Below are 24,950 nucleotides of genomic sequence, written 5' to 3'. Positions count from 1 at the left end.
GTGAATATATGCGCAAACTCGCATATGTTGCAAGGGTCAGACCCAGGCGGACCAGAACCGGGTCAGCTGTCCGCCGATGGCCACCAGCTGCTGGGGTACCCCGGACAGGTCGACGAACCAGAACACCAGGTCGAAGAACACCCGGTTGAGCTGGGGGACCATCAGCAGGATGAACAGGATGATGAATCCCCACTGCTTGGCCGGTTCCAGTGCCCGGCGGGTGTCGGCACTCAGATGCGGTTCCAGCGCGCCGTAGCCGTCCAGGCCGGGGACCGGAAGCAGATTCAGCAGCAGCGCCGTCACCTGCAGGAAGCCCAGGAAGGCCACACCGGACCAGAACACGCCATGGGCGGAGTCGAAGAACAGGGCCGTGACGGCGAGCAGCAGCACCGCCAGCACCGCATTGGCCAACGGACCGGCCAGGCTGACCTGCGTGCGCTGCCTGGCGGTCATCCAGGACGTCCGCACGTACACCGCTCCACCCGGCAGGCCGATCCCGCCGATGGCGATGATTGCCAGGGGCAGCGCGATCGACAGCAGTGGGCTGGAGTACTTCAGCGGGTTCAGGGTCAGGTAGCCGCGGATCTCGACATCGCGGTCGCCGAACCGCCACGCGGTATAGGCATGGCCGAACTCGTGCAGGCACAACGACACCAGCCAGCCCGCGACGACGAAGATGAACACCGCCACATAGGCGAGGGGAGCGAGCGGCCACGTGGCGGGTCCGCAGAACCAGGCCAGGCCCCCACCTGCCGCCGTGAGCGCAACGATCGCCAGGAAGACCGGGCTGGGGCGCACCGATTGATGCAGGGGCCGGATGTTCACCCCACGAAAGCTACCGGCCCGGTTCCTCTGCGCGCTGCGCTCGCGTCAGTCCACCCGTAGCCACCCCTGCGTGTGCCGGTAGAACGTCGACCGCCGTACCGGGCGCGGCGCCTGGGCCCCGTCGCGCACCACCACGGCTCCGGTGGTGCCCAGCTGCACAGCGCGACCGGCGACCCAGCGGCGGGCCCGCATACGCGGGCTGAGCACGCTGGCCCGTAGCCCTGGTGGCGCGTCGGTCGGCTCGATCCGGACGGCGGTGGCCGTGCCGTCGAAGAGCACGGTGTCGTCCACGACCGCCTCGCCCTCGATCTGTCGGGCGGAGTCGTCCGGCGGCAGCCAATATCCGGCGCCGACGAGAACCGCGCCGGTCTCGTCCCGGATCAGCGGGACCCGGTGGGCCCGCCCGGTGCGCGCCCGCCGACCGGAGCGGAACGGCGGCACCACGGCGACCTCGATATCGAGTCGATCGGCCCGCAGCAGCCTGCTCAGCACCGTCGCGACGTCGGCATCCGAGCCCGCCACGGCAAGTCGGCCCGCCGTGAATGACGCGTCGACATCGGCCGGCTCTACGATCATCACCGCAGGACAGTCGGCCAATGTGCGTGGGATGCGACGGTCACCGAAGAGCAGCACGCTGATCTCTTGGCCGCTGTCTGTGGTGGTCAACGCCGCTCCTGTGGCTCCGCTCGGATATGGTGGGTCACCGGCTGCATCACTTTAAGCGGGAGAAATGCCATGCCGGCAATCGTGCTCATCGGGGCCCAGTGGGGTGACGAGGGCAAAGGTAAGGCCACCGATCTACTCGGTGGACGCGTGCAATGGGTTGTGCGCTATCAGGGCGGTAACAACGCGGGTCACACCGTGGTGCTGCCCACGGGCGAGAACTTCGCGTTGCACCTCATCCCCTCGGGCATCCTCACCCCAGGCGTCACCAACGTCATCGGCAACGGTGTCGTGGTGGACCCGGGGGTGCTGCTCAAGGAGCTATCGGGGCTGGAGGAGCGCGGTGTCGACACGTCCGGCCTGCTGATCTCTGCCGACGCCCACCTGCTCATGCCGTATCACGTCGCCATCGACAAGGTGACCGAGCGCTACATGGGCAGCAAGAAGATCGGCACCACCGGCCGCGGGATCGGTCCCTGCTATCAGGACAAGATCGCCCGGATCGGCATCCGGGTGGCCGATGTGCTCGACGAGGAACAGCTGTCCAACAAGATCGAGGCCGCCCTGGACTTCAAGAACCAGGTGCTGGTCAAGATCTACAACCGCAAGGCGCTGGACCCGGCCGAAGTGGTGGAGAACCTGTTGGAGCAGGCCGAGGGCTTCAAGCACCGCATCGCCGACGCCCGGCTGCTGCTCAACCAGGCGCTGGAGGCCGGCGAGACCGTGCTGCTCGAGGGTTCGCAGGGCACGCTGCTCGACGTCGATCACGGCACGTATCCGTTCGTGACGTCGTCCAACCCGACCGCCGGCGGCGCGGCGGTGGGCTCCGGTATCGGGCCGACCCGCATCACCACGGTGCTCGGCATCCTGAAGGCCTACACCACCCGGGTGGGCTCGGGCCCGTTCCCCACCGAACTGTTCGACGAGCATGGCGCCTACCTGGCCAAAACGGGCGGCGAGGTCGGGGTGACCACCGGCCGGCCGCGTCGCTGTGGCTGGTTCGACGCCGTCATCGCCCGGTACGCGACGCGGGTCAACGGCATCACCGACTACTTCCTGACCAAGCTCGACGTGCTCTCCAGCCTGGAGACGGTGCCGGTGTGCGTGGGCTACACCGTCGACGGCAAGCGCACCGACGAGATGCCGATGACGCAGGCCGATATCGCCCGCGCCGAGCCGATCTACGAGGAACTGCCCGGCTGGTGGGAGGACATCTCCACCGCGCGCGAGTTCGACGAGCTGCCCGCCAAGGCGCGTGACTACGTGCTGCGGCTGGAGGAGCTGGCCGGTGCGCACGTGTCGTGCATCGGTGTCGGCCCGGGCCGGGAACAGACGATCGTGCGCCGCGACGTGCTTGGCGCAAGGTGACAGCGGACCGGCCGGAGTCGGTTTTCGAACAGCACGGCGGCTTCCCGGTCTTCACCCCTGCCGACCCGGGGCCCGGCTTCGCGCGGTTCCTCACCGCGATGCGCCGGGCTCAGGACCTCGCGGTGTCGGCGGACCCCGACAGTGCCACCTGGGACGAGGCAGCAGACCGCGTGGAGGCACTCGTCGCGCTGCTGGAGCCGTATCGGGCCGAGGAGGGCGTCGGCCCGGCCAGCCGGATGCCGAGTCTGCCCGGTGCGGGCAGTCTGCTGATGCCGCCGTGGCTGGTCACCAAGTTCGATCCCGACGGGGTCGAATTGGAGGTTCAGTTCAGCCGCTATCACGTCGGCGGGAACTACGCGGTGCACGGCGGCGTGCTGCCGCTGCTGTTCGATTCGGTGTTCGGCATGGTCATCCACGCGGCCGGCCGGCCGATCAGCCGGACCGCCTACCTGCACGTCGAGTACCGCAAGGTGACTCCGATCGACACCCCGTTGATCGCCCGCGGACGGGTCACCGAGGCCGAAGGGCGCAAGGCATTCGTCGAAGCTCAACTGCTCGACGGGGCGGAAAATGTGCTCGCCGAGAGCAACGGTTTGATGATCAGGCTGCTGCCGGGTCAACCTTAGCCCGCAGACGTGCTACCGTCAGTTGCGCGCATTTTGGTTGACGCGCTTGTAAATGAGGGAAGTAAGTTCAATGGCACAGGGCACTGTGAAATGGTTCAACAGTGAAAAAGGCTTCGGCTTCATCGCTCCCGATGGTGGGGCTGCCGACGTTTTCGTTCACTACTCCGAGATCACCGGAAACGGTTACCGCTCGCTCGAGGAGAACGCTCGCGTTCAGTTCGAGGTCGAGCAGGGCGCGAAAGGCCCGCAGGCGGTAGGCGTCTCGCTCATCTGAGCGAGAATCAGAGCTTCTGAGGGCCGGCGCGGTGAGACCGCGCCGGCCCTTCTCGCTTGCCTGATGGTCATCGACGATTCACGCCACCGACGCGTATCCGCCGATGGAATTGTGAAGACTGGAAATCGATGACTTACTTGAATTTGATTCATATGAATCGCGCGTGCCGAAGCCCGGGCTGCACCGCCGCGCCCGTCGCCGGGACCCGCCATTGCGGCCACCACGGCATCGCCCGGCATTTCGCGAGTCTGCGGCAGAAGTAGATTCGCCCGCAGCGCCCACCGCGGGATGCGAACATGACGCGGTGAGCACGCCACTTCAGTTTCACCACCTGACCACCCCGCGGGCCGCGGCCGTCGCGGGCGTGCTGTTCTCCGTGTTGTTCACCGCCTCTTTGGTGCTGTTGTGGACCACAGTGCCCGAAGGCGGTGCGCACGGCAGCCAGTGGACCGTGGCCGGCAGCGGTCACCTCAAAACGGCGGCGGCGCTGATGCCGTTCGCCGGGATCGCGTTCCTCTGGTTCATCGGCGTGGTGCGTGACGGGTTCGCCGGTGTGGAGGACAAGTTCTTCTCCACGGTGTTCCTGGGCGCTGGCCTGCTGTTCCTGGCGATGGTGTTCGCCACCACCTCGGTGGGAATCGGCTTGGCGCACAGCAGTACTGACGTGACAGATCCGGGCGCGCGCGCCGAAGTGGTGGCCTTTGCCACCATGGCGCTGACCGCGCTCGGCAAGACCTACGCACTGCGGATGGCCGCGGTATTCATGATCTCGTTGGCGACGATCTGGCTCAAATCGGGTGTGATGCCGCACTGGCTGGTGTGGACCACCTATGTCACGGCGGTGGTCGTTCTGGTGGCCGCCGATACGTCCGTCTGGCTGATGCTCGTCTTCCCGATATGGGTGCTGTTGGTCAGCGTCATGCTGCTCGGGCGCTCCGGGGTGATCCCCCTGCCCGACGCCATCGAGTGATGAGTTCTCTCAGAACGGTGGTGGTTTGGCGTTCTGTTCGAGGGTTTGTTGGTTGAGGCGGCGTTCGGTGTTGATGCGGGCGGCGTGGGTGTGGGCGCGGGTGCGCCGGCGTCGGGGCATGGCCAGTCGCCGATCCCCGATGCCGGTGGGGACTGGTGTCGGTGGTGGTGGCGGGGTGTGGATGCGTTTGTCGGGGAACAGGATCCGGGTCAACGGCACCGTGGTGTAGGTGTGCCCGGTGGGGTTGGTCCAGGTGTGTGTCCCGTCGGGGTGCTGGAGGGTGGTCCATCCGCCGAAGGTTTTGAGTAGGTGATGGGTGCGGCACAGCGCGGAGAGGTTGCCGGGGTGGGTGGCCCCGCCCGGCCACGGCACGCTGTGGTCGAGGTCGCAGTGCTGGGCGCCGCGGTGGCAGCCGGGAAAGATACAGGTGAGGTCGCGGGTGCGGACCCAGGCCGCCAGTCTTGCCGAGGGCCGGTACCGCGGCTCAGCGGTCAGTGCCGCGGGGTCGGTGAGGGTGTTGACCCGGGCGCCGGTGGCGACGAGTTCGGCGACCAGCGGGGCGGGCAGGACACCGCCACCGACAATGACCGCCGGTGCGCCGGTGACCGCGGCCGGGGCGCGCAGGCCCTGCAGGCCTGCACCGTGCACGGCGGGGTCGCGCGCCGGGGTGTCGGGTTCGGGGGCGGGTTCTGGGCCTGGTTGTGGGTCCTCGGGTCCCGGCGCGGGATTTCCGGGAACCACACCCGTTGCTACACCGGGCACTGTGTCGGTGAGGACATAGACCGTCACCGCGGCCGAGCGGGGATCCACCCCGGCGGCCGGGCAGTCAGGCTCCCCGCACAAACACGCCAGCCGGTCGGCGTTCGGATCGACGGCCAGTAATCCCATGGCATCGGCGCGGCGTTGCCCCACCGTCCGCGGATCGGCGTCGCACACCGTGGCCGCGAGGGCGGTGAGCCGGGCCCGCAACACCGCGGCGTCGGTGGCCAGCAGCCGCCCCCACACCGCGACGGTGCCGGCGGGATCCTCCTGCGCCCCGAACTCGATACACCGGGACCGGGCCGCGGTGCGGGCGCAGAGCACCGCGACCGGATCGAACTTCTCGATCCACACATCGATAGCGGTTTCGGTGTTCTTCTGCGAGAGCACCCCCAACGTCGGGGCGACCCCGGCCAGCGCGGCGTCGATCAACGCCAACGCCTCGAGGTCGGTGACCAGCCGGGTCCGCCAGGTGATCGCGGCCGCGGTTTTGGCCGAAATCTCCCCGTGCTCCAGTAGCGCCCCCACTTTCGGGAGCCGATCCCGCAAGGCGAGGGCGATGCGCATCTGCCCGGCCGCGCTCTCCCGGGACAACCCACAGGCCGCCGACACTTCGGCGGCGGCGTACTCCCACCCATCTAGCGCGGCAGAGGCCCGCGCCTGGTCTTCGTCCTTGCAGTGCCAGTCGACCAGGGCGGCGATGATCGCCCACCGCTGCGCCGCGGCCACCGCCTCAGCCCGGGTCGCTGCGCGTAGCGCATCGATCAGTGCCGCGTCATCCGCACCGGCTAGATCGAACATATGTTCACACTACAACGACTCGCCGACACCAGACGGAAGTTATCCACAGGCTCGAAACTATCCACAACCCCACGCCCGCACCAGGATTCGGTTCTGGGCTATCCGCGTTTCGTATCCCGCCAGTCCACCAGTTTCTCGACGGTGCTGAAGTCGAACTTGCCCTCGGATGCGCGAATCTCGGTGTGGAACAACGATGCTCCAGCGGAAAGGTATGCGTCCGCGGACTTCGGGTCCGTCCACAGCGTGGAGCGTTCGATATCGGTGTCCGCGCGGCCGAAGCCGGCGGCCAACTCGGCGACCCGGGCGCTGGCCTCGCGGTAGGAATCCAGCGGCAGGAAGGTGTGCCAGATGTCGGCGTGCCGGGCGACGGCAGGCAGGGTGCGCTTGGGGCCGGAGCCGCCGATCAGAATCGGGATCTTGCGCAGCGGTGCGGGCTGTAGCAACTCGAATCGGCGCTCGATCCGCAGCAGTCCCTCATCGAACAGGTCGGCACGAGACTTCACCGTGCCGTAGTCGAAACCATAAGTGGTGTAATCCTTCTCGTACCACCCCGCGCCGACGCCGAGAATCGATCGTCCGCCGCTGATGTGGTCGACGGTGCGCGCCATATCCGCCAGCAGATCCGGGTTGCGGTAGCCGATCCCCGCCACCAGAAGGCCGAGTTCGACGCGTGTGGTGATCTCTCCCCACGACGCCAGGGCGGTCCAGCCCTCGAAGTTGTTCACGTCGGGCTGGACTTCGGCCAGCACCGGCTTGGCATCGGCGATGGACTCGATGAACGGCGCATGGAAATGGTCGTAGCCGAAGATGACGTCCACCCCGATCTCCTCGGCATGTAGGACGGCTTGCCGCCAGGTGGCGTAGTCAGGAGTGTCGGCGGGCTGTATCTGGACTGCAACGCGCACGGGATAGGCCATGAACCCGACAAGCAGGGCTCACGGAGATTTATTCCAGAGCTTAGGGAACTTCGCGCAGTGCGCTGGCCGGGCAGAGCTTGACGGCTTCGCGGGCGTGGTCCTCCTCGCCGGCAGGCACCTCGTCATTGAGCAGTACCACGATGCCGTCCTCGTCCTGATCGAACACGGCCTCGGCAACCATCACGCAGTTGCCCGCGGAGATACACGCGTCGCGGTCGGCATCGATATGCATGGTCCTCTCACCCCTTCTCATCCCTCCACGTCACTGCCAACGAACGTAGTCCGTAGATGAAGTGGAACGATCGGAATTCGACATCGGCGAAATCCTCGGCCAGCTCCAGTCCGGGAAACCGGCGGAACAACGCCGGGAAGGCGATACGCATCTCCATCCGGGCCAGCGGAGCACCCAGGCAGTGGTGCACGCCGTGGCCGAAGGCGAGGTGCCCCGGCGCGCCGCGGCGCACGTCGAGAAGATCAGGGTCGGTGACGAACGCGGGGTCCCGATTGCCCGACGGCAGCGAGGCGAACACCAGGTTGCCCGCCGGAATCACTGTCCCGGCGACCTCGACATCGGCGGTGGTGAACCGCGGAATCGCGTGCTGTACCACCGACAGCCAGCGCAGCAGTTCCTCGATGGCGGGTGCGACGGCGTCGGGATCGTCGCGGATCAACGCCAGTTGGTCGGGGTGGCGCAGCAACGCCAGCGTGCCCAGCCCCAGCATGTTCGACGTGGTCTCGTGGCCGGCCAGCAACAGCAGACCGGCGATGCCGACCAGTTCGTCGTCGGTCAGTTCGGTGCCGTGCTCGCGGATCAGCATGCCGAGGATGTCCTCGCCGGGAGTGCGCCGAGCGGTGAGCACCAGCCCCCGCATGTAATCGCGGCTTTCGCGCTGCAACGTCATCCGCTGCGCGATCGGCAGGGACAGATCGAGCTGGCGCCCCGAGCGTTCCTGGAAGTCGGCGCGGTCCTCGTACGGCACGCCGAGCAGCTCGCAGATCACCAGCGACGGTATGGGCAGCGCGAATTCGGAGATCAGATCTGTGCTTGATCCCCCGTCGCTTCGCTCGCCCCCGACTGGCGCCGCTGCCGCGGCCATCGCGTCCAACCGCTGGTCGACGATCTCGGTGATCCGCGGCTCCAGCCGCTTCATCCGGCGGATGGTGAACTCCGGGGTGAGGAACCGGCGCAGCCGTTGATGCTCCGGCGGATCCTGCGCCAGCAGATTGCCCGCCCGGGCGCTGGCCTGCTCCTCCGCCGAGACCTCCGGTGCCCCGGGCAGAGTGAAACCCGGCGGTCGGCTGTTGGAGAAGTGCTCGTGATCAGCGAGGACGGCCTTGACGTCGTCGTGCCGGGTGATCAGGTAGGCGCGGTTGCCCAGCGGGCCGGTGACGGACTGCACGCCCGCCGAATCCCGCAGGGCGGCAAGTTCTGGTGTCGGGTCGAAGCCGTTGCGCCGCATGTGCACCGGCGGTCGCGGCTCCTCGGTGAGGGTCATGACCAGACGTTACCCGCCGAACACAAAGTCCTTGATCAGCGCGTTGACGACGACCGTCAGGCGAGGATCGGCAGCAGGGAGTGCACGATGTGGACCGCGGCGTGGGCAACCTGAGTGGTGTACAGGGTGAAGTCGATATCGGGGTCGTGCCCGGCGAGGTCGGACAGGGCGCGTATCACCAGCCAGGGCACGCCGAACGCGGCGCAGACCTGGGCCACCGCGGCGCCTTCCATCTCGATGGCCGATCCGCCCAGATCCTGGTGCAGGCGCATCCGGGTGGCGTCGCAGTGCAGGTAGGCATCGCCGGACACGATGGTGCCGAACGTGATCAGCGGAGCACGGTCCTGCCCGCCCGCCTCGGCGTCGAGAAACGGCAGCAGAACCGAGGACAGTTTGTGCTGCACCCGGCCCAGGAGGTGCTCGTCCACGCTGAAACCGAGTTCGTCGGTCGGGTTGAAGAACCGTACGTGCCCGGGTTGATACAGCGAAAGCTGTTCATCTTCAATGATTCCGGAGTCCATAACCACGATCTTCTCGGCGACGACGATATCGCCGATGGCCAGTTCCGGGCTGAGCCCGCCTGCGACACCGGTGAAGATGACGGCGTCACAGCCGAACCTGTTGATCAACAGGGTCGTCGCGGTCGCGGAGTTCACCTTGCCCATCCCGGATTCGGCGGCCACCACGCGATACCCGTCGATGGATCCGGCGGCGAACGTCCACTGCGCCACCTCGGTCTGCGTGACATCCCCCATGAGTTCGGTGAAGCTGGCAAGCTCCTCCGGGATCGCGCACAGCACGCCAATCGTCATACAGCCACGCTATCGGTCGGCCTGCAGTCCCGGCCACCAGATGCGCGGCCCGATCAGGGTGAACAGTGCCGGGATGATGACGGTGCGCACCACGAACGTGTCCAGCAGGATGCCCAGGCCGACAATGATGCCCAGCTGGGTCAGCACGATCAGCGGCAGAACACCGAGCACGCAGAACACCGCGGCCAGCACGATGCCCGCGCTGGTGATCACGGCACCGGTCGCAGACACCGCCCGCACGATGCCCTGCCGGTTGCCGAACGCCGGGGTCTCCTCGCGTGCGCGGGTGACCAGGAAGATGGTGTAGTCCACGCCCAGCGCCACCAGGAACAGAAAGGCGAACAGCGGGGTTCCGTTGTCCAATGCGGGGAATCCGAACAAGTGCACACTGGCCCAGCCGCCGAGGCCCAGTGCCGCCAACGCGCTGAGCACCGTCACCGCCACCAGAAGCACCGGCGCCAGCATCGAGCGCAGCAGCACGAACAGCACCGCCAGCACCACGGCCAGGATCGCCGGGATCACCACCAGCCGGTCCCGCTGGGCCGCCGCGGCGGTATCGCGGGCCTGGGCATCCGAGCCGCCCACCACTGCGGCGCCGTCCACGCGGTGCACCGAGTCGCGAAGGGCGTCAACGATGGTGAACGCCTTCGAGGAGGCGGGCGCGGCGTCGAGCACCACCGACCATTGCGTCAGCCCCGTATTCGACTGTCCCGCAGGGAGGACCGATGTCACGCCCGGGGTGCCCGCGATGGCGCGCTGGATTGCGTCGGCCGAGGCGCTGGGGCCGATGACGCGGGTGGGATCGGTCAGTCCACCGGGGAAATGGGCGGCCAGGATGTCGTACCCGGCCACCGATTCGGCCTGCACCCGGAACTGTTGGGTCTGGGACAACCCGACCGGGGTGGTGAACAGGCCGGCGCACAAGGCGGCCAGGCCGGCCAGGGCCACCGTCGCGACCACGGCCGGCCGGCGGGCCACCCCGGCGGCGATGCGGTGCCAGATACCGCTCTCGGTAAGCGGTTTGGCGTGCGACCCAGTTGTCGGGACGAACGGCCAGAACAGCTTGCGGCCGCACAACCCCAGCAGTGGGGGCAGCACCAGCAGCACGAAGACGGCTGCGACCACCAAACCGGAGGCGGATTGCACACCGAGGCTGCGGTTGCTCGGCGCCGAGGCGAACAGCAGGGTCAGCAGGGCCAGTACCACGGTGGCGTTACTGGCCAGGATGGCCGGGGCGGCGGCGCGCAGTGCCACGCGCAGCGCGTCGCGGTGGTCTTCGCGTACGTGCAGTTCCTCGCGATAGCGCGAGATCAGCAGCAGCGCATAGTTGGTGCCCGCGCCGAAGACCAGCACGCTGGTGATCCCGCCGGTGGATCCATCCGGGCTGAGCCCCACGCCCGAGGCCACCGCCGACCCCACGACGCTGCCCACCCGGTCGGCGAAGGCGATGACCAGCAGCGGTACCAGCCACAACACCGGCGAGCGGTAGGTGATGATGAGCAGCAGCGCCACCACCGTCGCGGTCACGGCCAAGAGCGTGATGTTGGCTCCGGCAAAGGAATTGGCGATATCGGCGCCAAACGCGGGGCCGCCGGTGACCTGTGCCTGCACACCTGGCGGCAAGCGCTTGGCGGTGTCGGCGCGCAGGTCGCGCACCGCGTCGTTGAGTGCGAAGCCGGACAAGTCCGCAGGCAGCGGCGCGACCACCACGGCAGCCTTGCCGTCCTCGGAGACGCGGGCCCCGGCGCCGGCCGCGGTGACATCGGCCGGGGACAGCGCAGCCCCGTCCGTGCGCGTCACCACGATGATCGCGGGAACGCGATCACCGCCCGGGAAGTCGGCCCGCAGTGCGTCTGCGCGGGCCGATTCGGCGGCGGCCGGGACAGACACCGGTGACTGCGATGCGGAATCGCCCGCACCGAGCAGTGCCATCAGGGCGCCGGAGGTGACCACGACGATCAGGGCCAGGACCCACGAGAGACGAGCAGACATACCCAGAATATTTCAGATACTTAACTATTAATCAACTGTATGATCCGCGCATGCCACCGCAGCGTCACCGCGCCGATCTGGAAGCCCAGATCGCGGCGGACGCACGGGCACTGACCGCCGAGTCCGAACAGATCGGCCGCTCCTTCGCGAGCCAGCACGACCTGGGCGCCAACGACTTTCGGGCGCTCCTGCACATCATGGTGGCCGAATCCGCGGGAACCCCGCTGACCGCCGGGGATCTGCGCAAACTGCTCGGGACCTCGGGTGCGGCCATCACCTACCTGGTGGAGCGGATGATCGCCTCCGGACACCTGCGCCGCGATATCGATCCCGCCGACCGGCGAAAGGTGATCCTGCGCCACGACGACCACGGCCTGACCGTTGGCCGGAAATTCTTCGCCCCGCTGGCCCAGCTCAACTCACGTGCCCTGGCCGACCTGCCCGATGCGGACCTGGAGGCGGCCCATCGGGTGCTCACCGCGCTCGTCGGCGCCATGCAGGAGTTCAGCGGCGGTTGAGCGTCGCCTCTTCCAGATCCAGTCCGCGCAACACCGAGCGCAGCACCTCGTCGTCGATGTTCCCGGCGTCGCGCTCGGCGATGAACGTCGCGCGTTCGGCGGCCAGCATCTCCAACCGCAGCCGGCGGAACGCCGAGGCCGGGCTCTCGCCGAGCTCTTCCTCGCTGCGTCCCAGTCGTTCCCAGGCCGAATTGCGCCGGGCGGTGTTCCATTTGTGCAGGACCGCCGCCGCGCCGTCGCGCATGGCGTTACCGCCGGCGCGCTGCTCTTCGAGGAGTTCGTCGAGCCGCTCGGCGGCCGCCCGGGCCGCTTTGTCCTGCGCGGCGGCCTCGGCGAGGGCGTCCTGCTGTTCGTCGTCACCGCGCACGCAGAAGTGCCGGATCACCCAGGGCAGCGTCAGGCCGTGCAGCAGCAGGGTGCCGACCACCACCACGAACGTGAGGAACACCAGTTGGGGGCGGCCCGGGAACGGGTCCCCGCTGAGCGTCGTGAGCGGCACACCGAACGCCGCGGCCAGTGACACCACGCCGCGCATCCCGGCCCACGCCAGGACGAACACCTCGGCGGGGCCGGGGCGCGGTTCGTTCTCGCGGACCCGCTTGATCAGCAGACGCGGCGTGTAGGCGAACACGAACACCCAGACGATGCGCACCGCGATCACCGTCGCCAGAACCGAGACCGAGGACACGGCGATCCTGACGAACGAGATACCGGTGAGCTCGTGCACCACCTCGGGCAGTTGCAGCCCGATCAGCAGGAAGGCGAACGATTCCAGGATGAGCTGCAACGCCTTCCACACGGCGTCGTCCTGCAACCGGGTGGCGTAGCCGGCCTCCGTCGAGCGTTGCCCGAGGATGAGGGCGGCGACCACGACCGCCAGCACACCGGAGCCGTGGATCTCCTCGGCCAGCAGATAGATGACGAACGGGGCGATCAGCCCGATGGCGCTCTCCACCAGCGGGTCGTCGAGCCGGTGCCGGATGAACGCGATCACCCAGCCCACGGCCAGCCCGACCACGAGTCCGCCGGCCACCGCCAGCCCGAATGTGGCCAGTCCCGAGCCCCAGGTCGCCGACGCCCCGATCGCCGCCGCCAGCGCCACCTTGTAGGCGGTCAGGGCGGTGGCATCGTTGAGCAGGCTCTCCCCGCCGAGCAGCGTCATGATCTGCCGGGGCAGCCCGAGCCGGCGGCCGACCGCCGTCGCCGACACCGCGTCGGGCGGCGCCACGATCGCTCCCAAGGTCAGCGCCGCGGCGACGGTCAGCTCCGGCACGGTGTGGAACGCGACGAACCCGACGGCCAGCGTCGTCGCCAGCGGCAGGCCCACGGCCAGCAAGCCGATCGGCCGGATGTGCTGGCGCATGGTGACGTAGCTGCTCTCCAAACCGGCCGACCACAACAACGGCGGCAGGATGACGTTGAGCACCAGCTCGGGGTCCAGCTCGACGGAGCCGAAGCCCGGGATGGCGCTGGCCGCCAGCCCGGCCACCACCAGGGCCAGCGGAGCCGACACGTCGAAGCGGCGGCTGACACCCGCCAGCAGCACCGCCGCCGCCAGCACCGCCAGCAGTGTGCCTTCCATACCGCGAACCCCCCTTGCCGGACGGTGCGCGTGTTCGCCCGCCCGTATCCTTGATCAATATGCTGAAGAGATCACGTCGGCGCGAGGCGGGCACTCCTGCAGCCGCCGGAACCACTGCCTCCCGCTCGTGTGAGCATCTTCAGGCCGCGGTGGGCATCGTAGAGCCGGAGCCCGTCACCCCGGGACGCTGCCAGGAATGCGAAGCCGATGGCGAGCACGCGTGGGCACACCTGCGTATGTGTCTGACCTGTGGTCATGTCGGCTGCTGTGATTCCAGCCCGCTCCAGCACGCCTCGGCGCATTTCCACCAGACCGGACATGCCGTGATGCGCTCGGCCGAACCGGGTGAATCCTGGCGTTGGTGCTACATCGATATCCGGTTGGGCTGACGATCTGGCAGGCTGGGTGGGCAATGACTGACGCGAAGAACGCCCCGGTTCCCAGCCCGGCACCCATCGTGATGCTGCTCGGCTCGGGTGAAACGAGTCGCGAACTGGCGCTGGCTTTTCAGCGGCTGGGCGCCTCGGTGGTCGCGGTGGATCGGTACGCGGACGCACCCGCGCACCTGGTCGCCGACCGTGCCCTGGTGGTCAAGATGAACGATCGGGACGCGCTGGCCGCGGTGATCGCCAAGGAACAGCCGCATTTCGTGGTGGTCGAATCGGGTGTGGTCGCCACCGACGCACTGGCTGTCGTCGCCGACGGTGCGCAGCACGTCCCGATGGTCGTCCCGACCCCCGAGGCCACTCGCCTGAGCCTGGACCGCGAGGGTCTTCGCAGGCTGGCCGCCGATGAGCTCGGCTTGCCCACCGCGCCGTTCTGGTTCGCCGGGTCGGCCGCAGAATTGGCCACCGTCGCCGAACACGCCGGTTTCCCGCTCACCGTGACACCGGTGCAGGGCGCCCCCGGCGACGGCGTATCGGTGCTGCTGCGTGCCGAAGACGTCGAGCCGGCCTGGAACCGCGCGGTCGCCGCCGGGCACACCACCCACAACCGGGTGATGGCCGAGACGGTGGTCGACGTGGACGACGAGGTGACGCTGCTGACGGTCCGCACCACCGGGCCGACCGGGCCGGCCGTGCATTTCTGCGAGGTGATCGGGCGCCGCACCGCCGGGGACGGCACCCTGTCCACCTGGCAGCCGCACCGGTTGTCGCCCGCCGCGCTGGACGCGGCCAAGTCGATCGCGGCCCGCATCGTGAATTCGCTGGGCGGGCGCGGGGTCTTCGGGGTGGATCTGCTGGTCCGCGGCGACGAGGTGTATTTCGCCACGGTGCGGCCCCGCCCGGACGACACCGGCCTGCTGACGGCGCGCACCCAGCGGTTGTCCGAGTTCGAACTGCATGCCCGCGCGGTACTGGGCCTGTCGGTGGACACCATCATGGTGTCGCCCGGCGCGGCGGAGGTGGCCTACGGCGGCGCCGATACGACCACCGAACCCGCGGACCCGGGGGAGGTGCTCGCCGTCCTGGCCGAAGCGCTGGCCGTGGCCGAGAGCGACGTCCGCCTGTTCAACCGGCTCGACGAGTCCGACGGCCGGTACCGGCTGGGCGCCGCCCTGGCGACCGCACCCGATGTGACGGTGGCCCGGGACCGTGCGCAGCGCACCTCGCATGTGCTGCGTAAGCTCTGGCAGTCGTGAGCGACCAGGACGACCAGCAGGACCGCCCGACCGCCGCCCCCTTCCTGGGCGCGCTCGTCATCATCGTCATTGTGATCACCGCGATTTTTGTGCTGAACCGCCACAGCGGCGGCGGGGATCCCGAACTGATCGGCACTGCCGTATCGGGTCAGAACGACGCCCTGCAGCGGCAGGACTACCGGGATTTCGTGAAGTACACCTGCAAGGAACAGCAGGGCACGCAGGATGACGTCCTTGCCCGGCAACGTAATTCAGCGGCCACGCGCGGAGAACGCTATGTGGACGGCGTCGGCAATGTGGTGGTGAACGGCGATCGCGCCACCGCCAAGGCGACCTACCACTTCAACAACGCGCCGGACACCAAGGTCGGCGCCGATCTGGTACTCGCCCGCGAGGACGGGTCGTGGAAGATCTGCTCGGCGACTCCGGGCTAACCCTTGTTACCCCTGCGGACCACGCGCTACTACGGTGTGAGGTGTGTCCACACCTTACGCAGGAGACATCACGCCGCAGGAAGCCTGGAAGCTCCTCGCCGACGACCCCAGCGCTGTCCTGGTCGACTGTCGCACCGAGGCGGAATGGCGGTTCGTGGGTGTGCCTGATCTGGCCGAACTGCGGCGCGATGTGGTCTATGTCGAGTGGAACAAGAGCAACGGCTCACACAACGACGGCTTCATCGACGATCTGACCGGGGCGGGTGTCACGCCCGGCGAGCGCCCGGTGATCTTCCTGTGCCGGTCCGGGAACCGGTCCATCGGCGCGGCCATCGCCGCCACCGAAGCCGGTATCGCGCCGTCGTACAACGTGCTCGACGGATTCGAGGGCAATCTCGACGAGAGCGGCCATCGGGGCGCAACCGGCTGGAAAGCGGTCGGCCTGCCTTGGAAGCAGACGTAGCGGCAGACCTAGCGGCAGACGTAGCAACAGAGTGCACAACAGAGCGAGGGTCAGTTCATGAGTGAGGTTCCATCGGTGCGTATTCCGGCGGCCCTGCCCGACGGTGTCAGCCAGGCCACCATCGGTGTCCGTGGCGGGCTGCTGCGGTCGGGTTTCGAGGAGACCGCGGAAGCCCTCTACCTCACCTCCGGCTATGTCTACGAGTCGGCGGCGAGTGCCGAGCAGGCGTTCACCGGTGAGATCGACCGGTACGTGTACTCGCGCTACGGCAACCCCACCATCTCGATGTTCGAGGAGCGGCTGCGGCTCATCGAGGACGCCCCGGCGGCCTTCGCCACGGCCACCGGGATGGCGGCGGTCTTCACCGCGCTCGGCGCGCTGTTGGGTGCGGGGGACCGGCTGGTGGCTGCCCGCAGCCTGTTCGGGTCCTGTTTCGTGGTGTGCAACGAGATCCTGCCGCGCTGGGGTGTCGAGACGGTGTTCGTCGACGGCGAAGACCTCTCGCAGTGGGAGGAAGCCCTGAGCAAGCCCACCCAGGCCGTGTTCTTCGAGACCCCGTCCAACCCGATGCAGTCGCTGGTGGATATCGCCGCGGTCTCCGAGCTGGCGCACGCTGCCGGCGCAAAGGTGGTGCTGGACAACGTCTTCGCCACCCCGTTGCTGCAGCAGGGTATGCCGCTGGGTGCGGACGTGGTGGTGTACTCGGGCACCAAGCACATCGACGGTCAGGGCCGGGTGCTGGGCGGGGCGATCCTGGGCGACAAGGAGTACATCGACGGCCCGGTGCAGAAGCTGATGCGCCACACCGGTCCGGCGATCAGTGCGTTCAATGCCTGGACCCTGCTGAAAGGACTTGAGACGCTGGCCGTCCGGGTGGACTATTCGAACCGGTCCGCGCAGCGCATCGCCGAGTTCCTGGAAGGTCAGGCCGGGGTGAACTGGGTGAAATACCCGTTCCTGGAATCGCATCCGCAGTTCGACCTGGCCAAACGGCAGATGCGCGGCGGCGGGACAGTGGTCACCTTCGAGCTGGCCGGGGGTAAGGACCGCGCCTTCGAGGTGCTCGACAAACTCCAGGTCATCGACATCTCCAACAACCTGGGCGATGCCAAATCGCTGATCACCCACCCGGCCACCACCACGCACCGCGCGATGGGTCCGGAGGGCCGGGCCGCCATCGGCCTGGGTGACGGGGTGGTGCGCATCTCGGTCGGCCTGGAAGGGACCGAGGACCTGATCGCGGATCTGGACCGGGCGCTGGGCTGAGCGGTGTCACGGGACAACGCAGCCAAGAAGGCCCGCCGCAAGAAGCGTCAGGCCGCGCACCGGATCTCCACCGCGGCCTTCGAGCAGGTGGCGGCCATCGAGGATGCGGTGGTGGCCGACCTCGCCGAGTTCGACGAGCGAATCACCTTACGCGGCTGGATCTTTGACGAAGAAGAATCCAACGACGACTACGCGGTCTGGTTCTTCGAGCCGTCCGGGGCGCAGGTCGGAGACGGGCTGCCGGTGACGTCACTGTGGCTGGACGCCACCGAGGACGGCGCGATCGTGCGGGTGGTACTGGTCGGCACGACGGCGCAGCACCCGTTCACCCATGACCAGCTCTTCGAGCACCTGCAGGTGATCGAGGATTACCGGAACGGTGACCCGGTCCCGGAGTTCGGCTAGGGTCTGCAACCCATGGCCCTCATCGCGGGAATCGACTCCTCCACGCAGTCCTGCAAGGTGCTCATCTGCGACGCCGATACCGGGCGCGTCGTGCGGGAGGGTCGGGCCCGCCATCCCGACGGCACCGAAATCGAGCCGTCGGCATGGGAATCCGCTGCCGCGGTGGCCATCGCGGACGCCGGCGGGCTCGATGACGTCTCCGCGGTATCGGTCGGTGCGCAGCAACACGGCATGGTGTGCCTGGACGACCGGGGCCAGGTGGTGCGCCCCGCGCTGCTGTGGAACGACACCCGTTCGGCGCAGGCGGCAGCGGATCTGGTGACCGAGCTCGGCGGGCCGCAGGCCTGGGCCGACGCGGTGGACGTGGTGCCGTTGGCCGCCATCACGGTGTCCAAACTGCGGTGGTTGGCCGACCACGAACCGGCCGCCGCCGACCGCACGGCCACGGTGTGCCTGCCGCATGACTGGCTGAGCTGGCGGTTGGGTGGCCAGACCGATCCGGCCGCCGTGGTCACCGACCGCAGCGATGCCAGCGGCACCGGCTACTACGACGCCGGCACCGGCGAGTACCGCGCCGATCTTCTGGAGCTGGCCCTGCGTGGCCGCCGCCCCGCGCTTCCGCGGGTGCTGGCACCCGGAGCCGGCATCGCGGCCACAGGCCCGGTGTTCGGCGCCGGATTGGGCGACAATGCCGCTGCCGCAATGGGTTTGGGGGCCGTCGAGGGGGACGTCATCGTCTCGATCGGCACCTCGGGGGTGGTCTCGGCGATCGCTGCGGTCCCGGCCAGGGACGCCGAAGGGTTCGTCGCCGGTTTCGCCGACGGGACCGGCCGGCACCTGCCGCTGGTGTGCACGCTCAACGGGGCACGGGTGCTCGACGCCGCGGCCACCCTGCTGCGCGTCGATCACGACGAGCTGTCCCGGCTGGCATGCTCGGCCCCGCCCGGCAGCGACGGCCTGGTGATGGTGCCGTACCTGGAAGGGGAGCGGACCCCCAACCGTCCCGACGCGACCGGTGCGGTGCACGGCCTGCGGGTGGGCAATGCCACCGCCGCCAACCTGGCCCGGGCCGCGGTGGAAGGTCTGCTGTGCGCGCTGGCCGACGGGCTCGACCACCTCACCGATCTGGGGGTGCCGGCGCGGCGGGTGTTGCTGGTCGGTGGCGGCGCCAAATCGCAGGCGTTGCGTGAGATCGCGCCCACCGTCTTCGGTGTCCCCGTGCAGGTGCCGGACCCGGCCGAATACGTCGCGCTCGGCGCGGCGCGGCAGGCCGCGTGGGCGCTGACCGGTTCGCTGCCGGAGTGGAACCCGCCGGCCGCCGCGCGCTACGAGGCCGATGCCGTGCCCGCGGTGCGGGCGCGTTACGCCGAGGTCCGCGACCTCACGTCCTCGGTGCCGGCCGGCCGCCGTGAGTGAAGTGACGCTGCGGCAGTTGCGCTACTTCGCCGTCCTGGGCGAGGAGCTGAACTACCGCCGCGCCGCCGAGCGCCTGTTCATCACCCAGCCGGCACTGTCCACCGCGATCAAAGCGCTGGAGCAGGCGTTCGGGGTGGTGCTGTTCACGCGCAGCACCCGTGAGGTCGCGCTCACCGATCTGGGGGCGGCCTGGCTGCCGCAGGTGCAGCAGGCCCTGGCCGGGGTGGACGCGGTGGTGGACAACCTGGTGACGTTGTCGGGTACCCGCCAGGGCCGGCTGCGGCTGGGATATCTGATCGGCACCGGCGCCGACCTGCTCTTCCGCATCGTGCGGCATTTCGAGGCCGCCTATCCCGAGGTCAGCGTCGAACCGATCGAGTTCGATTTCGCCGATCCGACCGCGGGATTGTCCTCGGGTGCCACCGAGGTGGCGCTGATCAGGCCACCGGTGGATCTTCCCGAACATCGGATGCTCATCCTGGATTCCGAATCCTGGGTGGCCTGCCTGCCCAGGGATCATCCGCTGGCCGATCGGCATGAGGTGGGGATCGCCGAGCTGCTCGACGACCCGATCGTGTGCGCACCGCTGACGGCCGGCCCGTGGCGGGATTACTGGCTGGCGATGGATGTCCGCGGGAACCGGCCGCCGACCATCGCCGCGGTCGCCGCGACGTACGAGGCCGAGACGACGTCGATCGCGCGGGGCCTGGGCATCAGCTTCACCACCTCGTCGGTGGCCCGGTTCTACGACCGCCCCGGCATCGTTTACGTGCCGATAACAGACCGGCCGCCGAGCCACACGGCGCTGGCGTGGAATCCGGCGGCCCTGTCTCCCCAGGCGGATGCCCTGGTCAGGCACGTGCAGTCGCATTGGAGCTTCGGGGACACCCCGGACGAACCAGCCCGCTGATAACCAGCGGTTATCAATCCATCAAAACATCGAACTTCCGGTGAACGACCGTCGGCGTTTTCCTTACATCAGTCGCCGTTCCATTCCGCCTGACCTGGAGTGACCATGACCGATACCCCGGTACGACCCGCTGGAACCCCTGATACATCGCCGCCCGCATTCGACTCCGAGGACGCCAAGTTGGCCGAACTCGGATATACCCAGAAGCTGGACCGCTCCGTCGGTACCCTGGCGTCCTTCGCCATCGGCTTCGCCACCATCAGCGCCACCACGGCGGTGTTCACCGGCTTCGGCGCGGGCTACTTCACCGCCGGGGCGCCGTTCGTGTGGACCCTGCTGCTGGCCGGTGCGGTGTTCGCGCTGTGGGCGTTCATCGCCGCCGACCTGACCGCCAAGCTGCCCCTGGCCGGGTACTCGTACCAGTGGATCAGCCGGATCAACGGACCGAACCTGGCCTGGTTCACCGGGTTCATCGCGCTGATGGGCTGGGTCTGCGGGATGACCGGTGTCGGCTTCATCCTGTCCGGCTACCTGGGCGGCCTCTTCGGTTGGACCATGAGCCAGAGCGCCCAGATCCTGCTCGCCATCGCGGTGGTCTTCGTCTGCGTGCTGATCAACATCTACGGCGTCCGGTTCGCCACCATGGTGAACAACATCGGCGTCAGCCTGGAACTGGTCATCACGGTCGGCGCCACCTTGCTGGTGGCCATCATCGCCTTCTCCGCGCCGGAGAACCACCAGCCCATCTCGGTGCTGTTCACCGGCGGCGAATCCGGGGACAAGGACTCCTACATGCTGGCCTGGCTGGCCGCCGCGCTCGGCCCGTTCTTCGGGCTCATCGGTGTGGAGTCCGGCGCCGACGTCGCCGAGGAGACCAAGAACGCCCGGCATGTGGTGCCCAAGACGATGTTCTACGCGCTGGTCACGTCGATCGTCATCGAACTGCTGATGTACATCGTCTACGTGTTGGCCATCCGCGACACCGCCGCCGTCGCCGCCAACCAGGGCGCGCCCATCGAGGAGATCATCAACCAGCAGGCCGGCCCCGTCGTCACCAAGATCGTGGTGGCCGTGGCACTGACGAACATCCTGGCGTGTCTGCTGGCCAACATCCTGGTGGCCACCCGGCTGACCTACTCAATGGCCCGGGACAACATGCTGCCGTTCTCGCACATCTGGCGGCACGTCTCACCCAAGAGCAAGGCGCCCACCTACGCGGTGCTCGGACTGGGTGTGCTGTCCGCGCTGCTGCTGTGCTCGGCACTGGTGAACGAGCAGGCGTTCAACTACATCATCGGCATCGCCTCGCTGCTGTTCTTCTTCGTCTACATCCTGCAGACCATCGGCCTGCTCATCGGGTACAAGCGCGGCACCATCCCGGTGGGCGAGCCGGGCACGTTCGACCTGGGCCGCTGGCGGCTCCCGCTGTACGTCACCGCGCTGGTGGTGTTCCTCGGCGTCGCCGTCGCGCTGCTGTTCCTGCCGCAGTTCACCAACAACAAATGGGTCTTCCTCGGCATCGTCGCCCTCGCGGCGCTGTGGTGGGCCACCGGCCTGAAGGCGCTGCTGGCCCGCGGCGACGCCGGTGCCGACTACGTCAAGACCCACGCCTCCTAACCCCGAAAGGACCTGTCCGACATGACTATTGCAGACGCAGGCACCAGCAATCTCGTCGCCGTCGAGCCCGGCGCCGCCATCCGCGAGGACACCCCGGCCGGTTCGGTGATCCAGTACAGCGATTACGAACTCGACACCTCCAGCCCGTTCGCGGGCGGGGTGGCCTGGATCGAAGGCGAGTACATGCCCGCCGAAGAAGCCAAGATCTCGATCTTCGACACCGGCTTCGGTCACTCCGACCTGACCTACACCGTGGCGCATGTCTGGCACGGCAACATCTTCCGGCTCGGCGATCATCTGGACCGGCTCCTCGACGGGGCCCGCAAGCTGCGGTTGGATGCGGGGCTGACCAAGGACGAGCTCGCCGAGATCACGAAGAAGTGTGTCTCGCTGTCGCAGCTGCGGGAATCGTTCGTGAACCTGACCGTCACCCGCGGATACGGAAAGCGCAAGGGCGAGAAGGATCTCACCAAGCTCACCCATCAGGTGTACATCTACGCCATCCCGTACCTGTGGGCGTTCCCGCCGGCCGAGCAGATCTTCGGCACCACCGCCATCGTGCCGCGCCACGTCCGGCGGGCCGGCCGCAACACCGTCGACCCGACCATCAAGAACTATCAGTGGGGTGACCTCACGGCCGCCAGCTTCGAGGCCAAGGATCGTGGCGCGCGCACCGCGATCCTGCTCGACTCGGACAACTGCGTCGCCGAGGGCCCCGGCTTCAACGTGTGCATCGTCAAGGACGGCAAGCTGGCCTCTCCGTCGCGAAATGCCCTGCCCGGCATCACCCGTAAGACCGTCTTCGAGCTGGCCGACCAGATGGGCATCGAGGCCACCCTGCGTGACGTGACCAGCCACGAACTCTACGACGCCGACGAACTGATGGCCGTCACCACCGCAGGTGGGGTCACGCCGATCAACTCCCTCGACGGTGAGGCGATCGGGAACGGCGAACCCGGCCCGATGACCGTGGCGATCCGGGACCGGTTCTGGGCGTTGATGGACGAGCCGTCCCCGTTGATCGAAGCGATCGAATACTGAGTCCCGAGGCGGTCGTCGACCTGGCGGCCATCACGCACAACGTCGGTATTCTGCGCGAGCGGTCCGGCGCCGAGGTCATCGCGGTGGTCAAAGCCGACGGGTACGGGCACGGCGCGGTCGCCGTGGGCCGTGCCGCGCTGGCGGCCGGGGCCACCGAGATCGGGGTCGCGACCGTGGGCGAGGCGCTTGCGCTACGGGCGGCGGGTGTCTTGGCCCCGGTGATCGCGTGGTTGCACACGCCGTCAACGGATTTCGCCGCTGCGGTGCAGGTCGATGTCGAGGTGGTGGTGTCCACGCCGGGGCAGCTGGACGCGGTCATCGCCGCGGCGCACCGGCTGGGCCGCGCCGCCACCGTCGGCGTCAAAGTCGATACCGGTCTGGCCCGCAGTGGGGTGTCCGAACGCGACTGGCCCGATATCTGTGCGCTGCTCAAAGACGAGGCGCTGGTGCTGCGCACGGTGATGTGTCACCTGGCCCGCGGCGATGAACCGGGTCATCCGCTCAATGCCGTCCAGGCCGCCGGGCTCGATGACCGCGTGGTGGACCTGCGTCGGGCCGGACTGCGACCGCAACGGGTGCATCTCGCCAATTCGGCTGCCGCGCTGACGGATCGGAGCCTGGCCCGGGATATCGTGCGAACGGGTATCGCGATCTACGGGCGCAGCCCGGTGCCGGCCCTCGGCGACTTCGGGTTGATACCCGCGATGACGATGACCGCCGAGGTGGCGCAGGTCAGGAGAATCTTTGGCGGGCAGGGTGTTTCGTACAACCACGCCTGGGTTGCGCCGGCTGACACCGTGGTGGGCGTGCTGGCCTGTGGGTATGCCGACGGGGTGCCGCGCGCGCTGAGTAATCGGCTGCCGGTGTACATCAACGGCCGCCGCTTCGACGGGGTCGGCCGGATCTGCATGGACCAGCTGGTGGTTGACCTCGGCCACGACGGCGGTGGCGTGACCGAGGGGGATCGGGCGGTGCTGTTCGGTGGTGCCGGTGTGACCGCCGGCGACTGGGCGAACGCCACCGGCACCATCGACTACGAGATCCTGACCGGGATCGGCGGGCGCACCGAGCGGCGCTATTTGCCGCCGGACTCGATGACGCCCTGGGCGGCCCTCGCGCGGTCCTCGTAGGCCTTGCGCTTGGACTTGTCGAATTCCAGGAACACCTTGTCCAGGCCGAGCGCCTTGTTCAGTGCCCTCCGGCCCTTGGGCGGGAGCATCTGCGCGGCCTGCGCGGTGAACCGCAGCGGCGGCGGCACCGACACGTGGGTCTTGGGCTTGTCCAAGGTTTTGACGATGGCTGCCGCAATATCTTCGGGTTCGACGGGCTTGATCGCGCCGCTGGACTTGGTGCCCGAGATCAGCTCGGTGTTGGTGAACGGCGGCATGACCACCGAGACGTTGACGCCGTACGGCGCCATCTCGTCGGCCAGCGCGGTGGACAGTCCGACCACGGCGTACTTGGCGCCGACGTAGACCACCTGACCGGGCAGCGGGATCAGGCCCGACAGCGAAGCGATGTTGATGACGTGACCGCTGCGCCGCTTGACCATCTCCGGCAGTGCGAGCTGGCAGCCGGTGAGCACGCCGTAAACGTTGACCTCCAGCGATGACCGGATCGACTGTTCGGTCTCGTCCAGGAACGCCCCGACCGGCATCACGCCGGCATTGTTGATCAGCACGTCGATGTGGCCGCCACCGTCGGTGCGGGCCTTGTCCAGGAACGTCGCGAAGGACTCCCGGTCGGTGACGTCCAGGGGATAGCCGGACACCTGTCCCAGCTTGGTGAGTTCGACGACGGCCGACTCCTGCAACGCGACGTCGCGGTCACCGATGACGACGCGGGCGCCGCGAGCCAGCAGGGCCTTGGCGGTGGCATAGCCGATACCGCGAGCGGCGCCGGTGATCGCGATGGTCTTGCCCCTGATGTTGTCCATGGGACCGAACTTTACATGTGTCAAGTTTTTCGCGAAAGCGTGCTCCCGGTTCCGTACGGGCACGGTGCGCGGATCGAGCGGTCCGTCGGTTTGACGGCTGCCGACCGGCCGGTGGCCGGCCGATGATCACCGCGTGGGGTTTGCCGGAGCGGGCGCACTGCCTCGCCTCGGCGGAGCATGCGCGGCCGTTCTCGCGAGATCGTGTTGCTGAAACCGG

At 68.2% G+C, this 24,950-nt stretch carries 26 protein-coding genes; 16 read left to right on the top strand and 10 right to left on the bottom strand.

Going from position 1 to position 24,950, the window contains the following annotated elements; translation table 11 throughout:
- Nucleotides 1-36: 36 nt before the first annotated feature.
- Complete coding sequence (locus QN239_RS29020; RefSeq protein ID WP_499015651.1) at nt 37-825, bottom strand: site-2 protease family protein; 789 nt, start codon at nt 823-825, stop codon at nt 37-39.
- Nucleotides 826-870: 45 nt separating this feature from the next.
- Nucleotides 871-1,491: a peptidase M50 gene (locus QN239_RS29015; RefSeq protein WP_499015647.1), complete on the bottom strand. Its 621-nt coding sequence runs from the start codon at nt 1,489-1,491 to the stop codon at nt 871-873.
- Nucleotides 1,492-1,560: 69 nt separating this feature from the next.
- On the opposite strand from QN239_RS29015, the gene QN239_RS29010 reads away from it, so the two are divergent.
- The 4 genes from QN239_RS29010 (at nt 1,561) to QN239_RS28995 (ending at nt 4,726) form a co-directional block, all read left to right on the top strand.
- Nucleotides 1,561-2,856, top strand: a complete 1,296-nt coding sequence (locus tag QN239_RS29010) for an adenylosuccinate synthase (protein WP_090358757.1) — start codon at nt 1,561-1,563, stop codon at nt 2,854-2,856.
- Complete coding sequence (locus tag QN239_RS29005) at nt 2,853-3,482, top strand: PaaI family thioesterase (protein WP_499015645.1); 630 nt, start codon at nt 2,853-2,855, stop codon at nt 3,480-3,482. Before QN239_RS29010 ends, QN239_RS29005 begins: the two co-directional genes overlap by 4 nt.
- Nucleotides 3,483-3,552: 70 nt before the next feature.
- Nucleotides 3,553-3,756, top strand: a complete 204-nt coding sequence (locus tag QN239_RS29000; RefSeq protein ID WP_090358761.1) for a cold-shock protein — start codon at nt 3,553-3,555, stop codon at nt 3,754-3,756.
- Between the two features lie 304 nt (nt 3,757-4,060).
- The gene (locus tag QN239_RS28995) at nt 4,061-4,726 is read left to right on the top strand and encodes a hypothetical protein (protein ID WP_499015642.1); all 666 of its coding nucleotides are present in this window, start codon (nt 4,061-4,063) and stop codon (nt 4,724-4,726) included.
- Between the two features lie 9 nt (nt 4,727-4,735).
- Here QN239_RS28995 and QN239_RS28990 read toward each other — a convergent pair whose 3' ends face one another.
- From QN239_RS28990 to QN239_RS28965, 6 genes are all read right to left on the bottom strand, one after another.
- Nucleotides 4,736-6,286 (bottom strand): HNH endonuclease signature motif containing protein, encoded by a 1,551-nt coding sequence (locus QN239_RS28990; protein ID WP_499015639.1) that lies wholly within the window; start codon nt 6,284-6,286, stop codon nt 4,736-4,738.
- Nucleotides 6,287-6,384: 98 nt separating this feature from the next.
- Nucleotides 6,385-7,203, bottom strand: a complete 819-nt coding sequence (locus QN239_RS28985) for an LLM class F420-dependent oxidoreductase (protein ID WP_499015637.1) — start codon at nt 7,201-7,203, stop codon at nt 6,385-6,387.
- 40 nt (nt 7,204-7,243) lie between these two features.
- On the bottom strand, nt 7,244-7,435 hold the full coding sequence (locus QN239_RS28980; protein WP_090358765.1) for a ferredoxin: 192 nt from the start codon (nt 7,433-7,435) through the stop codon (nt 7,244-7,246).
- A 7-nt stretch (nt 7,436-7,442) separates the two neighbouring features.
- A complete protein-coding gene (locus QN239_RS28975; protein ID WP_499015632.1) occupies nt 7,443-8,699 on the bottom strand; it encodes a cytochrome P450 in 1,257 nt (418 codons plus the stop codon).
- Nucleotides 8,700-8,755: 56 nt separating this feature from the next.
- On the bottom strand, nt 8,756-9,511 hold the full coding sequence (locus tag QN239_RS28970) for a 5'-methylthioadenosine/adenosylhomocysteine nucleosidase (RefSeq protein ID WP_499015627.1): 756 nt from the start codon (nt 9,509-9,511) through the stop codon (nt 8,756-8,758).
- A 9-nt stretch (nt 9,512-9,520) separates the two neighbouring features.
- Nucleotides 9,521-11,503, bottom strand: a complete 1,983-nt coding sequence (locus QN239_RS28965) for an MMPL family transporter (protein WP_499015623.1) — start codon at nt 11,501-11,503, stop codon at nt 9,521-9,523.
- A gap of 50 nt (nt 11,504-11,553) precedes the next feature.
- On the opposite strand from QN239_RS28965, the gene QN239_RS28960 reads away from it, so the two are divergent.
- The gene (locus QN239_RS28960) at nt 11,554-12,021 is read left to right on the top strand and encodes a MarR family winged helix-turn-helix transcriptional regulator (protein WP_090358773.1); all 468 of its coding nucleotides are present in this window, start codon (nt 11,554-11,556) and stop codon (nt 12,019-12,021) included.
- On the opposite strand, the gene QN239_RS28955 is transcribed toward QN239_RS28960, so the two are convergent.
- Entirely contained in the window at nt 12,008-13,603 is a 1,596-nt protein-coding gene (locus tag QN239_RS28955; protein WP_499015618.1) for a Na+/H+ antiporter, read from the bottom strand. The two genes, QN239_RS28960 and QN239_RS28955, sit on opposite strands and share 14 nt — an antisense overlap.
- A gap of 62 nt (nt 13,604-13,665) precedes the next feature.
- Here QN239_RS28955 and QN239_RS28950 point away from each other — a divergent pair, with 62 nt between their 5' ends.
- From QN239_RS28950 to alr, 11 genes are all read left to right on the top strand, one after another.
- The gene (locus tag QN239_RS28950) at nt 13,666-13,992 is read left to right on the top strand and encodes a UBP-type zinc finger domain-containing protein (RefSeq protein WP_267292863.1); all 327 of its coding nucleotides are present in this window, start codon (nt 13,666-13,668) and stop codon (nt 13,990-13,992) included.
- A 23-nt stretch (nt 13,993-14,015) separates the two neighbouring features.
- Nucleotides 14,016-15,245 carry a formate-dependent phosphoribosylglycinamide formyltransferase gene (purT, locus tag QN239_RS28945; protein WP_499015615.1) on the top strand — a complete coding sequence of 410 codons (1,230 nt, stop codon included), beginning with the start codon at nt 14,016-14,018 and terminating at the stop codon, nt 15,243-15,245.
- Nucleotides 15,242-15,679, top strand: coding sequence for an Rv0361 family membrane protein (locus QN239_RS28940; RefSeq protein WP_499015610.1), 438 nt, complete (start codon nt 15,242-15,244; stop codon nt 15,677-15,679). The genes purT and QN239_RS28940 overlap by 4 nt, the downstream gene beginning before the upstream one ends.
- Nucleotides 15,680-15,722: 43 nt before the next feature.
- On the top strand, nt 15,723-16,142 hold the full coding sequence (locus tag QN239_RS28935) for a rhodanese-like domain-containing protein (RefSeq protein WP_499015607.1): 420 nt from the start codon (nt 15,723-15,725) through the stop codon (nt 16,140-16,142).
- Between the two features lie 57 nt (nt 16,143-16,199).
- Nucleotides 16,200-17,408 carry an O-succinylhomoserine sulfhydrylase gene (locus QN239_RS28930; RefSeq protein ID WP_187098125.1) on the top strand — a complete coding sequence of 403 codons (1,209 nt, stop codon included), beginning with the start codon at nt 16,200-16,202 and terminating at the stop codon, nt 17,406-17,408.
- Nucleotides 17,409-17,411: 3 nt separating this feature from the next.
- The gene (locus tag QN239_RS28925) at nt 17,412-17,813 is read left to right on the top strand and encodes a hypothetical protein (protein WP_499015604.1); all 402 of its coding nucleotides are present in this window, start codon (nt 17,412-17,414) and stop codon (nt 17,811-17,813) included.
- 12 nt (nt 17,814-17,825) lie between these two features.
- Nucleotides 17,826-19,229: a xylulokinase gene (gene xylB / locus QN239_RS28920; protein WP_499015601.1), complete on the top strand. Its 1,404-nt coding sequence runs from the start codon at nt 17,826-17,828 to the stop codon at nt 19,227-19,229.
- A complete protein-coding gene (locus tag QN239_RS28915) occupies nt 19,222-20,139 on the top strand; it encodes a LysR family transcriptional regulator (RefSeq protein ID WP_235632895.1) in 918 nt (305 codons plus the stop codon). The genes xylB and QN239_RS28915 overlap by 8 nt, the downstream gene beginning before the upstream one ends.
- A gap of 105 nt (nt 20,140-20,244) precedes the next feature.
- Nucleotides 20,245-21,756 carry an APC family permease gene (locus QN239_RS28910; RefSeq protein WP_499015597.1) on the top strand — a complete coding sequence of 504 codons (1,512 nt, stop codon included), beginning with the start codon at nt 20,245-20,247 and terminating at the stop codon, nt 21,754-21,756.
- 21 nt (nt 21,757-21,777) lie between these two features.
- The gene (locus QN239_RS28905; protein WP_090358794.1) at nt 21,778-22,797 is read left to right on the top strand and encodes an aminotransferase class IV; all 1,020 of its coding nucleotides are present in this window, start codon (nt 21,778-21,780) and stop codon (nt 22,795-22,797) included.
- A complete protein-coding gene (gene alr / locus QN239_RS28900) occupies nt 22,791-23,927 on the top strand; it encodes an alanine racemase (protein ID WP_499017006.1) in 1,137 nt (378 codons plus the stop codon). The genes QN239_RS28905 and alr overlap by 7 nt, the downstream gene beginning before the upstream one ends.
- Here the strand turns inward: alr and QN239_RS28895 are convergent.
- Nucleotides 23,873-24,733: an SDR family oxidoreductase gene (locus tag QN239_RS28895; RefSeq protein ID WP_167156350.1), complete on the bottom strand. Its 861-nt coding sequence runs from the start codon at nt 24,731-24,733 to the stop codon at nt 23,873-23,875. The two genes, alr and QN239_RS28895, sit on opposite strands and share 55 nt — an antisense overlap.
- Between the last annotated feature and the right edge of the window lie 217 nt (nt 24,734-24,950).

Source organism: Mycolicibacterium sp. Y3 (assembly GCF_051188035.1).
GTDB lineage: Bacteria > Actinomycetota > Actinomycetes > Mycobacteriales > Mycobacteriaceae > Mycobacterium > Mycobacterium fluoranthenivorans.
This window is presented reverse-complemented; position numbering and strand designations above follow the sequence as displayed.